Below are 15,586 nucleotides of genomic sequence, written 5' to 3' on the forward strand. Positions count from 1 at the left end.
CCCCCCGCTGGCCAGGAACACAAAGGAGGTTCATATGGGCTACCGAGTCGTCGTCGTTGGTGCCACGGGCAATGTGGGCCGCGAAATGCTGAACATTCTAGCCGAGAGGGAGTTCCCGGTCGATGAGATCGCCGCGCTGGCATCACGTCGCTCGCTGGGCACTGAATGCAGCTTTGGCGACAAGACCCTCAAGTGCCAGGACCTGGAGCAGTTCGATTTCACGGGCTGGGACATCGCGTTCTTCGCCATCGGATCGGACGCCACAAAGATTCACGCGCCCCGCGCTGCCAAGCAGGGCTGTGTGGTGATCGACAATTCGTCGCTCTATCGCTACGACCCCGATGTGCCGCTGGTGGTGCCCGAGGTGAACGCGGCGGCTGTTGACGGCTACACCAAGAAATTCATCATCGCGAACCCCAACTGCTCGACCGCGCAGATGGTTGTCGCGCTCAAGCCGCTGCATGACCGCGCTCGCATCAAGCGGGTTGTGGTGAGCACCTATCAGTCGGTCTCCGGCACCGGCAAGGAAGCGATGGACGAGCTGTGGAACCAGACCAAGGGCATGTATGTGCCGGGTCAGGAAGTGGCGCCCAAGGTCTATCCCAAGCAGATCGCCTTCAACGTGATTCCGCATATCGACGTCTTCATGGAAGATGGCTCGACCAAGGAAGAATGGAAGATGGTCGCCGAGACCAAGAAGATCCTCGACAAGTCGATCAAGGTTACCGCGACCTGTGTGCGGGTGCCGGTCTTTGTCGGCCACGCCGAGTCGATCAACATCGAGTTCGAAGACCATCTCGATGAGGCCGAGGCCCGCGATATCCTGCGCGAGTCGCCGGGGATTCTGGTTGTCGACAAGCGCGAATCCGGTGGCTACATCACGCCGGTCGAATGCGTGGGCGATTATGCGACCTATGTCAGCCGAATCCGGCAGGACAGCACCATCGACAACGGCATCAACCTGTGGTGCGTGTCTGACAACCTGCGCAAGGGCGCGGCCCTGAACGCGGTGCAGATCGCCGAGGTTCTGGGCAACCGCTGCCTGAAAAAGGGCTGAGGCCCGCGCACAAGGTTTATGAAAGGCGGGGGCCTCTCCCCGCCTTTTTTCATGCGCGCTGGCCGGGTAGCGCCCTAACCTTTTGAAATGGCCTCTTTCAGCACCAGCGGCAGATGCTCGGCCGTTGCCTGCTTCAGAAGCCAGTTGCGCATCACACCGCGCATTTTCCGGGGCTCAGGCAGAGTGATATCGGCGGGCGCCGGTTCAAGCGCGATCTGATCATGAAAGAAGACCGTGTTGTAATACTCAATCGCCGTGCTCTCGTTCAGCCGCGCCCATGCGGCGACCGATGACTTGCCGAGCGCCAGTTTGGGCAGTCCGGCCAGCGCCTCAGAGCGGATCAGCCGCCGGATCAGCGCAAGGCGGCGCTTGACCAGCGCGCGGTCATCGCCGGTGCTGAAGCGATCAAAGGTTTCATTCATCGCCAGCAGCCAGACTGTTGCCGCCGCACAAAGGCTTTCATTGGCGCGCGGCGGCGATTCAAGTGCTTCAAGCCGGGTGCCGGCGATACGGGCCACCTGCGCGAAGAAATCGGTGGTCAGATCACCGCCGACAAAATTGCGGCGGTCAAAGTTGCGCACGATCACCCGGTCCTTGCCGAGGATGTCATGATAGCTGCGGATCACCTCATGCGAGGGGAAGCCGAATTCGGTGGGCAGCGGCAGATCGGCAAAGCGCCCGCCGTCGCGGATGATCTGGTCAAGCGATGATTTATACTGCTCCGCCGGGTCACGGATATAGGCAAGGATCGTGATGTCGCTGAAGGTTTCCCCCAGCGCATCCAGCACCCTCTGGACGTTATCGACCGCAAAGAGCGACTCGCTGGAAAGCACCGTCAGGGCCGGTTCGCGCGCCTTGACCAGCGCCGACAGCGCGCGCCAGTTCTCATGGCTCCATTCCACGGTCTCGGCGCGGGTGCGGAAATACAGCCGCTCGCGCGGGCGCAGCGGCCGGTGGTCAGGCGCGAAGCGGTTGGCCAGAACCCGTGCGGGCGGCCCCTTTGAATCGTCCGGTTGCCAGGCCAGCACCTTCTGCGCCAGAAGCCGCTTCTGATTGAGGGCAAGCGCGTGCTGGATGGTGGTGGAACCGGCTTTGGGGGAGCCGATGTGAAGGAGAACCTTCATGGGCATGCGTCCTTTACGGGGCGGCAGCCGGAGGGGCCTGCGCTGAGGTCCGGAACCGGCGGTCTGAAGGGGCCGTGGCGCCTTTGGTATCGTTGCGCAAAAGGCCGTGCAACCCCCGCCGCCTGACCCCGCCCGCCGTTGAAAGGGCGTTGCAGCGCTGGGCGCGATGACATAATGCTCAGGTCGCGGTTTTTGGCCCCCTTTGCGGGGCACGATGGCCCCAAAAGCATAATGACAGGTGGAGCAGCCGCGATGACGGTCATCCTTGCGGAACACAAGCTGAGCTATATCCCCGTTCCGAAGGTGGCCTGCACATCGTTGAAAACCATGTTCTTCGAGGTTGAGAACGGCTTCCCTTTCGGGAATTTCCGCACCAGCGGGCGGCACTGGTATATTCACCATTTCTACCCTTCGGTCCCCTTCAGCGAGCAGGATCTGTCGCGGATGGAGGGGCACAGCCGTATGGCGGTGGTGCGTGACCCGGTGAAGCGGCTGCTGTCGTGCTATTCCAACCGGGTGATGCACCATAAAGAGCTGTCGAAGAAGAAGGCGGGCGCGGTGCTGCAAGCGGCCGATCTGCCCTTTGACCCTGACCTTTCAACCTTTATCGCGCGGCTGCCCGAATACTGCGCGGCTGTCGAAAGCATCTGGCACCATGCGATGCCGATGGTGGCCTATCTCGGCAACGATCCGCAGTTCTACACCCATCTCTACCCCATCGAGCGCACCGCCGAGATGCAGGCCGAGGTGCAGCGCCTGACCGGCAGCACCGCCAGCCTGCAACGCCTTCAGACCAAGGGCCCAAAGATTGAACCCGATGTGCTGAGCGCGGCTGAGCGCGCCCGGCTGCGCGATTTCTATGGCGAGGACTACGCGCTTTACGGGCAGTATTGCTGAGGCGCCTTGCGCGCAAACCCCAAGGGCGGCATGAATATGGACGCACCTGCGATTTCGGTCATTGTTCCGGTTTACAACGTTGCCGCGCATGTCGGCGCCTGTATCGCCAGCCTTCGCGCCCAGAGCTGGCGCGATTTCGAGGCGCTGGTAATCGACGACGGCTCAACAGATGACAGCGGCGCGCGGGCGCTGGCGGCGATTGACGGCGATCCCCGGTTCCGGGTGATCCGGCAGGAAAACCGTGGCCTGTCAGGCGCACGCAACACGGGGCTTGAGGTGGCGCGCGGCGCGTTCATTGCGTTTCTCGACAGTGACGACCAGTTCGCGCCTGACTTTCTGGCGCAGATGCACGGCGCGCTTGTGGCTGATGGCGGCGACTGGGTGGCCTGCGCCATCGCGCTGAGCTTTCCTGACGGGCAGGTGCTTGATCATTCGGCCATCCACGGCGCGCCTGATGTGCAGCCCGGCCCCGCCCGGCGCATAGCGCTGGACGATTGCACCGAAATCGCACGGCATTTCCCCTCGGCATGGAACAAGCTGTATCGGCGCAGCCTGATCGGAGATCTGCGTTTTCCGGAAGGCACATGGTTTGAGGATCATGAATTCTTCTGGGCGCTTGCCGCGCGCACCGGGCATCTTCTGTACCTGCCCGCGCCGCTCTATCGCCACGCCCGCGCCCGCCCCGGCCAGATCACCGGGGCCGATGATGACCGCGTGTTCGAGCAGTTCGCGGTGCTGGAGCGGCTGGCGGTTCTGGTGCGCGGCTGCGGTGCGGCACAGGCGGAGGAGGGGTTTGCGCGCCTCGCTTCGCGCCTTGTGCATGAGCGTGCAGGCGTTCTGCGTGACCCGGCCCGCCGCGCGCGGTTTCTTGCCGGGGCGGCGGCACTCTTTGCGCGCCACGCCATCGCTTTCAGCCCGTTCTGGGATGAGGATATCAGCGCCGCGCTGGGGTTGGCGATGCAGGGAACGGTGCCGCTGAGCGTGACGCTTGGCGCGCAAGGTGCCGCTGAGACGCTGGCCGCCAGCCTGCGTGCGCTGGAGGGGCAGAGCATCCCGGATTTTGAGGTGCTGACCGACGATCCCGCCCTGCTGGCGCGCGGGCATCTGGGGAACGGCGCGGTAGTCCGGCCCCTTTCGCCCGAGCAGGCGCGCGGGAAGTATCTGGTGGTGCTGAGGCCGGGTGATCAGCCCGGCGCGCATTGCTTCAAGGTCTGGATCAACGGGATGGAGCGGCTGGGCGGCGCGCTTGGCATCTCTGGCTTTGAGCAGGGCGGATGGGAGGGCGGGTTTTATCACGATGCCCTTCTGGAAACCGACGCTTTCACGCCCGACAGCGCGGGCATCCCCCCTTCCGGCGGGCTGCTGACCTTGACGCCCCGGCGCGCGCTGCGGCTGCACCCTGAACCTGCCGCGCGGATTGTTCGGCGTGATCTGCTTGCGCATCCGGGCAAGGCTCCCGCGCCGCTGGCCGCGCAGGCGGTTTTGCTGGAACAGGCGCAGGCGGCGGGGGCCTGCGTCTGGTTTCCCTTTCCGGCGCTGGCCGTTCCGCGCCGTGCCTGGCCCGGCGCTTCGCCGCTGGCGCTGGCGTGGGCGATCCGCGCAATGCGGGGCAGCCCGCGCATGGCCGGGCTGCCGCAGGGATGGGAGGCGGTGGTGTTCGCGCGCGGCCTGCGCGCCGGAATGGATGCCACATCCGGTCGCGCCGCGCGGTTCCGCCTGCTGGCTGCGGGCGTGTTGGCAATGCGGCTTTTCCGGCTGCGCGCCGCGCCTGATCTGCCCGCTGACCGCCTGATCGCGCCCCGCCTGTGCCGCCTGCTGGGCCTTTCACCGCCCACTGATAAGCCCCGTTGATTGCATCCCCGTGGTGCCCGGCGCATAAAGAGCGCGCTTTGCGCTGCAAGGCCCCCTCAGACAGGTTTGACCCCGGATGTATCCTTTCAAGACCAGGAATGGCGCGCGTTTCTTCTGCCACACCGATTTCACGGACAGCCCGGTTCTGAACCTCTATTTCTTTGACGCGGCCCGCAGCACGGTGCCGTTCCACCTCTCGCTGCGCCATGACGAGGGGGTCGCCGTGGTCAACCGCCGCGATGGCGCGGGCTGGCGGCGTGAGTGGGTCTGGCAGATGAATTTCGCGCGGACGGGCGGCGCGGTTGAGGTGGTCTTTCAGGGCGGCGCGGCGCGGGTAAATGTGCAGGGGCGCGCACTGGGCCGCTTTGACCGCCTGCCGCGGCCCGATGCCGAGGGGCGGTTCTATATGCGGCGCGGCTTTCCTGGTCTGGGGGCGATTGCGCATGTCGATATACGCGGCGGCTGCACCGGCCTTGATCTGGGGCCGATGCCCGCCCTTGCGCCGCTCGCACTGACCGACCGGCTGGAGGTGCTTCACCCCGCCGTGGGCCATGCGGGCGCGCGGCTTGAGGTGGCGGGGCTGGATGCCCCCCTGCCGGTGGCGCTTTTGTCGCTGCCCTATGCTGCGCAGGCCATGGCGCTGCGCTGTGTGCTGCCGGGCCGAATCTGGCGGGGGGCGGGTGAAGGGGTGGCGCTGCGCCTTGTGGATGCGGCTGGGGCCGAGCTGGCCCGCACCACGCTCACCCGCACCGAGGTCACCGAGCGGATCGAAGCGATGGCCCGGGCGGAGGCACTGAAGCATGACGCGCTGGCCGCGCTGCAGGCGATCGAGCATTGCCGCATGGGCGGGTTGTTTGACCGGCTGGGCAGCGAGGGCCGCGCCGGTGTCGCGGCGGCGGCCGAAGGGTTTGGCCTGTCGGCGTGGCTGTTCGAGGGCGCAACCGGGGGTGCCGCTGGTGATCAGGCCCCGGCGATCACCGTTTCCGAGGCTGCGGAAGAGGATAACATTGACCGGCAGGCCGTGAACCGCACCTGCGACAGGTTTACCTATACCATGCGCCGCATGCCCGAAACCGGCCCGGTCGCGCTGCTGCGCGCCATCCAGCATGAGGCCCCCTTGCCGCGGCCTGAGCGCCGCGCGCTGTTCCTGCGGCTGGGTGAATGGTTCTGCACCCATGATGATCCGCGCACCCTTCATGCCCTTGCCTTGGCCGAGGGGCTTGAGCCCTTCGCCTCCGGCGATAACCCCTGGCATAATTCGGTCGTGCTGCCGTTCCTCTACCTTGATGCGAAGCCTGAGCGGATGAGCGACATGATCACCCGCATGGCCCGCCCCGATGGCGCATGGATTGTCACGCCCGCGATTGGCTGGGTGCTCCGGCAGGCGGCGCTGAACGGCCCCGGCGCCGATGGCCGCCCGCTGGATGATGACAAGCGGCTTTTGCTGATCTGGGCGTCGCTGGCCTTTATCGAGGCGCGCGCGCCCGCCTACTGGGACCGCGCGCCCTGCCTGTCGCTGATGGGCGCCGTGGTTGAGCTGCTGGTGCAGGCCGATACCTTTCCCCGCGCGCTTCACGCCCGCATTCTTTCTGTCGCGCTGCAAGCCTATGGCCTCTCGCCCGCGTTCTGGGAGATGTTGGCGGCGCGGCGCGCCAGCGACTGGCCAGACCCGCCGCGCCTTATCGCGGGCATGCAGACGCGCTTTGAGCGGCTCGCCGCGCTGGTGGATGCGGGCGGAAGTGCCGCCGCGATCGAGACCGAACTGGCGGTATTCGAGCGGCTGGGCAATGTCGATGTCGCGCGTTTCCGGCGGGAATTGCTGGGGCCCGCCGGAGTTGCGCTGGCGGAAGGGGAGGCGCCGGAACCAGAGGCTATCCTTGCCACCGGGCTGGACCCGGAAGAGGCCGCGCTGCGCTATCTGGCCTTTCCCCGCCCTGACCCTGCCGAGCCAGCGCCTGCACTGCTAGATGCCGCCCGGCGCGGCCTGCCCGCCGCCTATGAGCGCGTGCCGCGTGCGCCCAATGCCCGTTTGCAGGAGCGGCTGGCAGGTCAGGCCGTGGCGCTTCTGGCCAGCGAGAACGCGCAAAGCGGTCTGGCGGATTTCGCGCAGGCGCTGGCCCCGCTGGCACGGGCGCAAAGCGGGTTTCTGGGGTTCGGGCTGGGTCTGTCGCTGGCCGCCGGGCTGGCGCGGAAGGGCGCCGATACCGGGGTGGTGATGGCGCGGATGGAGGCGCTGCTGGCGGGGCTGGATGGCAATGAGCGCGCCGCGCTGGCCCGCTCCGCTTCGCCCGCGATGGCGCTGCATGCCCTGCGCCGCCACCTGCCTGATCATCCGTTATGCGCGCAGGCCGAAGGGCTGTTCGGCACACATTTCCCGCGCCTTCCCGCCCCGGCCGCTGACCGCGCCGCTGATCTGACCGCCCGCACCAACCCGCTTTTTGACACGCTGGTCGCCGTCTATTCCTGCCAGCCCAATCTGGACAGCCGCATCGCCGCCATGCGCGCGGGCTGGATGGCGCTGCTTGAGGGGCTGGGGGTGCCGTTCCTCGTCTTTGTCGGTGGCGGGGACGGGCGGCGCGAGGGCGATGTGGTGTATCTGGACGCCCCCGATGATTACGAAGGCCTGCCGCAGAAATCGCTCGCCATGGTGCGCTGGGTGCATGACCACACGGGCTTTTCGCATCTGCTCAAGATCGACGATGACTGCTTCCTTGACCCCGAAGCGTTCTTCCTTTCGCTCAGCCACCTGAAATTTGATTACTATGGCCGCCCCCTGCACCGGGTGCGTGGCCAGATGGACCGCACATGGCATATGGCCAAATCGCGCTCTGATCGCGGGCGCCTTGAGCTGGACAAATCGCCCGAACCCTCGCGCTATGCCGATGGCGGGTCAGGCTATACGCTGTCACGCCGGGCGATGGCAGCGCTGCTTGGCGCCGCCGACAGCGCCGAGGGGCAGGCGCTGGCGCAGCTTTCCTTCATGGAAGACAAGCTGGTGGGTGATCTGCTGGCGCTGCGCAATATCACCGTCTCGGGCGAGGATTACCGCATTGCCGTGATGCGCCACACCCGCCCCGGCGGGCCGCTCGTTTCGGCATGGGAGAACGGGTTTCTGCCGTTCAGGGGCGGTGGCGTGAAGCTGGCGCATCTGGACGGGCATGAGCGTCAGGCCGAGGTGCTGGATCAGAGCCGACAGCCGCTGCCCCGGCCCGCCAAGGTCTGGCCCGGTTACCAGCCTGCGCGGCTGGGCGCGCGCTCAAACACGCTGGATCTGATTTCCAGCGCTGAGAAGCTGGCGCGGGTGAATGCCGCGCAGGTGGCGGTGGTGGCCTGCCTGCGCAACGAGGCGTTCATGCTGCCGCACTTTCTGGCGCATTACCGCAAGCTGGGGGTTGAGGGGTTCCTGATCGCGGACAACGGCTCGGACGACGGCACGCTTGAGATGCTGGCGGAGCAGCCCGATGTGGCGCTGTTTTCGGTCGATACCGAATACAGCCAGTCGCATTATGGCGTGGCGTGGCAGCAGGCCCTGCTGGGCAATTTCCGCACCAACCGCTGGTCTGTGGTGGCCGATGCCGATGAGCTGCTGTTCTGGCGCACCGATGGCGGCGGCAGCCTGCCCGAATTGGTGGAAAGCGCGGCGTTCGAGGGCGCCGATGCCGCGCGGCTGTTCATGCTGGACATGTATCCGCAGGGCCTGCTGGAGGCGGCCGATTTCAGCAGCGGCGATCCCTTTGCCGAGGCCGGCTTTTGTGACCGGAAGCCGTTTCTGAAGGTGTCCGGCGGTATGGGCCCCTATACGAACGCGCCGGTGGTGACATCGGCGCTGCGCCACCGCCTGCTGCCCGGCTCACGCGCTGAGCTGTTTGTGGCGCAGAAAACCGCGCTGCTGAAGTACCGGCCCTGGATGCGGTTTTCCGCCGGGTTGCACGCGGTGGCCGAGGCGAAGCTGGCCACCCGCCCGCTGTTCTTTGCGCATTTCAAGTATAACGCGGCGTTCCGCGCCAAGGCTCTGGCCGAGGTTTCGCGCCGGCAGCATTTCAACAATGCCGAAGAGTATCGCAAGTATCTGGCGCTGGTGTCAGAGGGCCGCGATTCGCTGTTTGATCCGGCGGTTTCGGTGCCGTTCAGCGAATGCGGTTTTGTCCGGAAGGTATGCGGCGGGGATTGAGCCGGGAACGGGATTTTACGCAAAGAGGCAAGGGCGGCACGGACGGGGCGCGCAATGCTTCTTGGTAGAACAGTGTTCTGGTTTGATGGGTTCTGATCGGCATATATGTTCTTATGTCGGCCAGCATCTGGCATGAAAGCAGAAAAATATTCTATTATCGGGCAAGTCCTATGGAGTGTCCGATGCAGCATTTTCCGATCTTCCTTGATCTTGCCGGGGCGCGGGTGATTGTCGCCGGGGGCGGCGAGGCGGCGCTGGCGAAGTTGCGGCTTCTGATGAAGACCACCGCACGGCTGGAGGTATTCGCCACCGACCCCGCGCCTGAACTTGAGGCGCTGACCCGTGACGGACGCATCCACCTGCACCGCCGCGCGTTGGCTGAAGGCGATGTGCGCGGCGCGCGTTTGGTATACGGCGCGGCGGAAGACGCAGTCGAGGATGCGCGCGTCGCCGCGATTGCCCGGGCTGAGGGCGCGCTGGTCAATATCGTCGATAATCTGGAAGACAGCGACTACATCACCCCCGCGATTGTGGACCGTGACCCGGTGGTCGTGGCGATCGGTACCGAGGGTGCAGCGCCGGTTCTGGCGCGCGCCCTCAAGGCCGATCTGGAGGCGCGGTTGCCGGTGGCGCTGGGCCTGCTGGCGCGGGTGGGCAAGGCCTTCCGCGCCGCCGCCGATGCTTTGCCGATGGGCCGCAGGCGGCGGGATTTCTGGGCGGAATACTATGAGACAACCGGCCCCCGCGTCGCTGAAAAGGGTGAGGCGGCGCTGGAACCTGCGCTGAATGACCTGCTGGCGCGCCATCTCGCGCAGGCACCCGGTGCGGGCCGGGTTGATCTGGTCGGCGCGGGGCCGGGTGACCCGGAACTGTTGACGCTGAAAGCGCGCAGGCTGCTGGACCGGGCCGATGTGGTGATCCATGACCGGCTGGTGCCCGGTGCCATTCTGGAACTGGCCCGGCGTGAGGCGCTCTTGATCGCTGTCGGCAAGGAAGGCTTCGGCCCCTCTACCCCGCAGGATGAAATCAACCGCCTGCTGGTGGAACATGCCGGGCAGGGCGCGCATGTCGTGCGGCTGAAGGGCGGCGACCCCTCGGTTTTCGGGCGGCTGGATGAAGAGACCGAAGCGCTGGATGAAGCCGGGATCGACTGGGCGGTGGTGCCGGGGATCACGGCGGCCTCGGCCTCAGCCGCCGCGCTGGGGCAAAGCCTGACGCGGCGCGGGCGCAATGCCTCGGCCCGGTTGGTGACCGGCCATGACATGCAGGGTTATGCTGAACAGGACTGGCAGGCGCTGGCCCGGCCCGGTGCGGTGGCGGCGGTCTATATGGGCAAGCGCGCCTCGCGGTTCATTCAGGGGCGGATGCTGATGCACGGCGCCTCGCCTGACACGCCGGTAAGCGTGGTTGAAAACGCCAGCCGCCCTGACCAGCGCATTCTGCGCGCCACGCTGGCCACCCTGCCGCAGGTGGTGACAGACCTTGCCGGGCCTGCCGTGCTGCTGCTGGGCATTGCCCCGCGCGAAGCCGTGACCCAGCAGCGGGAGGCCGCGCTATGAGCCGCCGTTTCACCCCTTCCGTCATCACCGCCAATGCGCTTTTGTCGGGTGAGGTTGTCTGGCTGAGCGCTGGCAACGAATGGACGGCCAGCCCGAATGAGGCCACGCTGTTCACCACGCCCGAGGCCGCAGACGACCGGCTGGAATGGGCGCTGACGCAAGCGCATGCGGTTGTCGGCCCCTATCTGGCCCCTGCCAAAGCAGGCCCCGATGGCCCCGAACCCACCCATTTCCGCGAGGCATTCCGCAGGCGCGGCCCGTCCAACTATGCCCACGGCAAGCAGGAAGCACTTTGTTCCGGTTGATCGCCATCCCGGAACGCCACCTGACAGGAACAGACCCATGTATCGCTACACCGAATTCGACGAAGCCTTCATCCGCCAGCGCAATGCGCAATTCCGCGCGCAGGTCGAGCGCCGCATTTCCGGCGCGCTGACCGAGGAAGAGTTCCGCCCGCTGCGCCTGATGAACGGCCTCTATCTGCAACTGCACGCCTATATGCTGCGCGTCGCCATCCCCTATGGCACGCTCAACGGCGCGCAGATGCGGCAACTGGCGATGATCGCGCAGCGGTGGGACAAGGGCTATGGCCATTTCACCACGCGCCAGAACATCCAGTTCAACTGGTCCAAACTGGGCGATGTGCCCGATATTCTGGATGCGCTGGGCGAGGTGGGGATGCATGCTATCCAGACCTCGGGCAACTGCGTGCGCAATGTGACCGCCGACCATTTCGCGGGCGCCGCCGCCGATGAAATCGCCGATCCGCGCCCGGTGGCCGAGCTGTTGCGCCAGTGGTCCACCGACCACCCTGAATTCCAGTTCCTGCCGCGCAAGTTCAAGGTAGCCGTCACCGGCAGCCCGAATGACCGCGCCGTGACCCGCGCGCATGACATCGGCCTGCGGATGGTTGAGCAGGACGGGCAGCCGGGGTTTGAGGTGATTGTCGGCGGTGGCCTTGGCCGCACGCCGCTTCTGGGCATGGTGGTGCGCGATTTCCTGCCGCGTGCCGAGCTGTTGCCCTATGTCGAGGCGATCCTGTCCACCTATAACTCGTTCGGGCGGCGCGATAACAAGTATAAGGCTCGCATCAAGATCACGCTGCATGAGCTGGGGCTGGAGGATCTGCGCGCGCGCATCGAGGCGCGGTTTGCCGAGATCCGGGCAGAATGGAGCGGGGTGGATCAGGAGATTCTTGCGCGCATCGAGCAGGATTTCGCGCCACCCGCCTTCCGCGATGCGCCGGTTGATGCCTATACCCGCGCCCGCGCCGCTGACCCGGTGTTCCGCGCCTGGGCGGATACCAACCTGGATGAGCACCGCGCGCCGGGCTATGCGATTGTGACCATCTCCACCAAGGCGCATGGTGCAACGCCGGGGGATGCCACGGCAGAGCAGATGCGCGTCATGGCCGATCTGGCTGAGCAATATGGCCATGATGAGCTGCGCATCAGCCATGAGCAGAATGTCATCCTGCCGCATGTCCACAAATCCGACCTGCCCGCCGTGCATGCCGCGCTGAAGGCGGTGGGGCTGGCGACGGCGAATGTGGGGCTGATTTCAGACATCATCGCCTGCCCCGGCATGGATTACTGCGCGCTCGCCACCGCCCGTTCGATCCCCGTGGCGCAGGAAATTGCGCAACGGTTTGAGGCGCTGGGGCTGGAGCAGGAAATCGGCGCGATGAAGATCAAGATATCGGGCTGCATCAACGCCTGCGGGCATCACCATGTCGGCCATATCGGCATTCTGGGCCTCGATAAGGCGGGGGTGGAAAGCTACCAGATCACCCTGGGGGGCGACGGCACCCAAACCGCCGCGATTGGTGAGCGCGCGGGCCCCGGCTTTGCCTATGACGAGATTGTGCCTGCCGTTGAGCGGCTGGTGTCAGCCTATCTGGCGGGCCGCGCGGGGCCGGGCGAAAGCTTCCTGCAAGCCTATCGCCGTCTGGGCGCCGCGCCTTTCAAGGCCGCCCTTTACCCTGAGGAGAAGGCTCATGCCGCTTGATGCCAGCACAAGGGCCGAAGGGCTGAACGCCCGCCATGGCGCGCTGAGCGCCGCGCGGATGCTGGAGGGCGCGCTGAGCGATCCGGCGCTGGGCAAGGTGGCGCTGGTGTCCAGCTTCGGGGCGGATTCGGTGGTGTTGCTGCATATGGTGTCACAGATTGCGCCCGACACGCCGGTGCTGTTCATCGACACGCTGATGCTGTTTCCGGAAACGCTGGCCTATCAGCGCGAACTGGCGGAAACGCTGGCGCTGCGCGATCTGCGCATCATCACGCCGGACCGCGATGCTCTGTTCAGCCACGACCCCGACGCGCTGCTGCACCGCGCCCGGCCCGATGACTGCTGCGCCCTGCGCAAGGCGCAGCCGCTGGAGCGGGCGTTGCAGGGGTTTGATGGCTGGATCACCGGGCGCAAGCGGTTTCAAAGCGGCAGCCGGGCCGAGCTGGCGGCGTTCGAGGCCGAAGAGGGCACCGGGCGGATCAAGCTGAACCCGCTGGCCGGTTGGTCGGCGCCCGATATCGTCGCCTATATCGACCGCCACGCCCTGCCGCGCCATCCGCTGGTGGCGCGTGGCTATCCCTCCATCGGTTGCATGCCCTGCACCAGCCGCGTGGAAGAGGGCGAGGATATCCGCGCCGGGCGCTGGCGCGGGCAGGAAAAAACCGAATGCGGAATACATTTCATCGGCGGGCGCGTGGTGCGCAGCCCGCTCCGGGAGGATGCGGCATGAGCGTGGCCGGGAATGTGATTGTCACCGACACGGGCTTTGCCCCCGATGACTGGCAGGCGGGCTTTGTCACGCTGGCGGAACTGGCTGAGGGGGTGGCGGTGCTGCGCGCGGGGCTTGATCTGCCCGCTGACAGTCAGGCCGAGGATGTGGTGCCGCATATGGCCCGCGCCGGGCTGATCCGCATCCATTTCGGGGCGTTCAGCGACGGGCGGGGCTTTACGCTGGCGCGGCGGTTGCGGCGGCTGGGGTATGACGGGCGGCTGCGGGCCGTGGGCCATGTGCTGGCCGATCAATATGCCATGGCGCGGCGTTCGGGCTTTGATGAGGTGGAAATCACCGCCGATCTGGCTGCGCGCCAGCCGGCTGCGCAATGGGCCTTCCGGGCTGACTGGCAGGCGCATGATTATCAGGCGCGGCTGCGCGGCTGAGGAAAGGACGACAGCATGAATATGGAAACCACCCTTGCGCCCGTTCAGCGGGCGCTGCCGGATGCGCAGATTGTGACCGAGGTCACGCATTGGAGCGAACAGTTGTTCTCGTTCAGGGTGACGCGGCCCCAGAGCCTGCGGTTCCGCTCGGGCGAGTTCGTGATGATCGGCCTGCCCGGCGAGAACGGCAAGCCGCTGCTGCGCGCCTATTCCATCGCTTCGCCCGCGTGGGATGATACGCTGGAGTTCTATTCGATCAAGGTGCCCGACGGCCCGCTGACCAGCCGCCTGCAGCATATCCGGCCCGGCGATGCCGTTATCCTGCGACCCAAGCCGGTGGGGACGCTGGTGCATGACGCGCTCAAACCCGGCTGGCGGCTGTGGATGCTGGCTACGGGCACCGGCGTGGCACCCTTTGCCAGCCTGCTGCGCGACCCCGAAACCTATGAGAAATATGACCGCGTGATCCTGATGCATACCTGCCGGGAACAGGTTGAGCTGGCCTATGGCGCTGCGCTGGTCAAGGGGCTGGAAGATGACCCGCTGATCGGTGAGATGGCGGCGGGCAAGCTGCATTACTATCCGACCACCACGCGCGAAAACGGGCCACGGATGGGGCGGATAACCGATACGCTGGCCTCGGGGCAGGTGTTCGCTGATCTGGGCCTGCCCGGCCCGCTGACGGCTGAAACCGACCGGGTGATGGTCTGCGGCTCATTGGATTTCAACCGCGATGTGAAGGCGCTGCTGGAAGGCTGGGGCCTGCACGAAGGGGCCAATTCGGACCCCGCCGAATTCGTGGTGGAAAAGGCGTTCGTGGGCTAGCTTTCGGTGGGGAAAAGCGTGGCGCGCTCGGGGAAGTAGCGAGCGCGCAGCTTCTCGTTGGCCTCGGCATGGTCAGCAAGAAGGATCTGGCGCTGCCCGTCGCTCAGTTGCAGCCGGGTGCCGGGCTGCGGCAGGCGCCGCTCCAGCAGGCGCAGCGCCAGCTGATAGGGCTTCGCCCGCCCGCCCTTGCGGTTGCGCACCGGCAGAAAGCGGTTGATCTGACGGCGCAGCGCGATCGCCTCGGCGGAAAGCGAGGTGTTCATCCGGCGCGGCGTTTGCAGCCCGGTCCGGTCGATACCGGCGATGGCGCAGAAGTCATCCAGCAGGTCACCACCCACCAGCGCATCCGGGGTCAGCAGCCGGGGCGTGAGGCGGGCTTCGCCCACCGCCTTTGCCCACAGCCGCAGCGATTTCCAGTAGTTCAGCGCTTTCAGGCGCTGGTTGAAATGGTCGTTGAAACTGAGCGTTTCGCCACGGCGGATGCGCTCGGAATAGGCGCTGACCACCATTTCCCCCTGCGGGCGCAGATAGACCAGATACTGGACGCTGTCGAAATACCGGCGCAGCACAGTGTCCAGCGCGGTGATCTGCTCAGGCCTGGTCAGCCATGCATGGATATGCTCGCTGGAGCCAAGGAACACCCGCTCACCCCATGCCTGCTGCCCATGCTGCAACCGCGCCTCGAACGCATCGACATAGGCCTGCTGGGCGGCAGGGTCGCGCAGGCCCAGCACCCTGAGCGCCACGGCATCGGACATCGCAGCGCCCGCGCGCACCAGCCCGGTGGCGGCAAGCTCATACTGGCTGCCGAAGCGCGGGTTGACGGGGTCATGACGCAGGCCTTGCGCGCGCAGGGCTTCGGCGTTGATCTTCAGAAAGGCCTGAATCGTGGACGAGCCGGTTTTCGGCATTCCGATATGGATGAGGGCCTTCATCG

Annotated in this window: 12 protein-coding genes; 10 read left to right on the top strand and 2 right to left on the bottom strand. The window is 66.1% G+C overall.

Translation table 11 applies throughout. The annotated features are described in order from the left end of the window. Nucleotides 1-34 precede the first annotated feature (34 nt). Nucleotides 35-1,057, top strand: coding sequence for an aspartate-semialdehyde dehydrogenase (locus V7Q53_RS08810; RefSeq protein WP_333828167.1), 1,023 nt, complete (start codon nucleotides 35-37; stop codon nucleotides 1,055-1,057). A gap of 74 nt (nucleotides 1,058-1,131) precedes the next feature. Here V7Q53_RS08810 and V7Q53_RS08815 read toward each other — a convergent pair whose 3' ends face one another. Then, on the bottom strand, nucleotides 1,132-2,181 hold the full coding sequence (locus V7Q53_RS08815) for a hypothetical protein (protein WP_333828168.1): 1,050 nt from the start codon (nucleotides 2,179-2,181) through the stop codon (nucleotides 1,132-1,134). A gap of 252 nt (nucleotides 2,182-2,433) precedes the next feature. On the opposite strand from V7Q53_RS08815, the gene V7Q53_RS08820 reads away from it, so the two are divergent. The 9 genes from V7Q53_RS08820 (at nucleotide 2,434) to V7Q53_RS08860 (ending at nucleotide 14,649) form a co-directional block, all read left to right on the top strand. Then, nucleotides 2,434-3,078: a sulfotransferase family 2 domain-containing protein gene (locus V7Q53_RS08820; protein ID WP_333828169.1), complete on the top strand. Its 645-nt coding sequence runs from the start codon at nucleotides 2,434-2,436 to the stop codon at nucleotides 3,076-3,078. Nucleotides 3,079-3,114: 36 nt separating this feature from the next. After that, the gene (locus V7Q53_RS08825) at nucleotides 3,115-4,929 is read left to right on the top strand and encodes a glycosyltransferase family 2 protein (RefSeq protein WP_333828170.1); all 1,815 of its coding nucleotides are present in this window, start codon (nucleotides 3,115-3,117) and stop codon (nucleotides 4,927-4,929) included. Nucleotides 4,930-5,005: 76 nt separating this feature from the next. Beyond that, on the top strand, nucleotides 5,006-9,100 hold the full coding sequence (locus V7Q53_RS08830; protein ID WP_333828171.1) for a glycosyltransferase family 2 protein: 4,095 nt from the start codon (nucleotides 5,006-5,008) through the stop codon (nucleotides 9,098-9,100). Nucleotides 9,101-9,282: 182 nt separating this feature from the next. After that, the gene (cysG, locus tag V7Q53_RS08835) at nucleotides 9,283-10,659 is read left to right on the top strand and encodes a siroheme synthase CysG (protein WP_333828172.1); all 1,377 of its coding nucleotides are present in this window, start codon (nucleotides 9,283-9,285) and stop codon (nucleotides 10,657-10,659) included. Further along, entirely contained in the window at nucleotides 10,656-10,964 is a 309-nt protein-coding gene (locus tag V7Q53_RS08840) for a DUF2849 domain-containing protein (RefSeq protein WP_333828173.1), read from the top strand. Before cysG ends, V7Q53_RS08840 begins: the two co-directional genes overlap by 4 nt. Nucleotides 10,965-11,001: 37 nt before the next feature. After that, nucleotides 11,002-12,666 (top strand): nitrite/sulfite reductase, encoded by a 1,665-nt coding sequence (locus V7Q53_RS08845; RefSeq protein WP_333828174.1) that lies wholly within the window; start codon nucleotides 11,002-11,004, stop codon nucleotides 12,664-12,666. Continuing rightward, entirely contained in the window at nucleotides 12,656-13,396 is a 741-nt protein-coding gene (locus tag V7Q53_RS08850) for a phosphoadenylyl-sulfate reductase (RefSeq protein ID WP_333828175.1), read from the top strand. The genes V7Q53_RS08845 and V7Q53_RS08850 overlap by 11 nt, the downstream gene beginning before the upstream one ends. Further along, complete coding sequence (locus tag V7Q53_RS08855; RefSeq protein ID WP_333828176.1) at nucleotides 13,393-13,824, top strand: DUF934 domain-containing protein; 432 nt, start codon at nucleotides 13,393-13,395, stop codon at nucleotides 13,822-13,824. Before V7Q53_RS08850 ends, V7Q53_RS08855 begins: the two co-directional genes overlap by 4 nt. A 15-nt stretch (nucleotides 13,825-13,839) precedes the next feature. Beyond that, the gene (locus V7Q53_RS08860; RefSeq protein ID WP_333828177.1) at nucleotides 13,840-14,649 is read left to right on the top strand and encodes a ferredoxin--NADP reductase; all 810 of its coding nucleotides are present in this window, start codon (nucleotides 13,840-13,842) and stop codon (nucleotides 14,647-14,649) included. Here the strand turns inward: V7Q53_RS08860 and V7Q53_RS08865 are convergent. After that, nucleotides 14,646-15,584: a hypothetical protein gene (locus V7Q53_RS08865; RefSeq protein WP_333828178.1), complete on the bottom strand. Its 939-nt coding sequence runs from the start codon at nucleotides 15,582-15,584 to the stop codon at nucleotides 14,646-14,648. The genes V7Q53_RS08860 and V7Q53_RS08865 overlap by 4 nt on opposite strands. Between the last annotated feature and the right edge of the window lie 2 nt (nucleotides 15,585-15,586).

Source organism: Pararhodobacter sp. (genome assembly GCF_036802785.1).
In the GTDB taxonomy this organism is placed as follows: Bacteria; Pseudomonadota; Alphaproteobacteria; order Rhodobacterales; family Rhodobacteraceae; genus Pararhodobacter.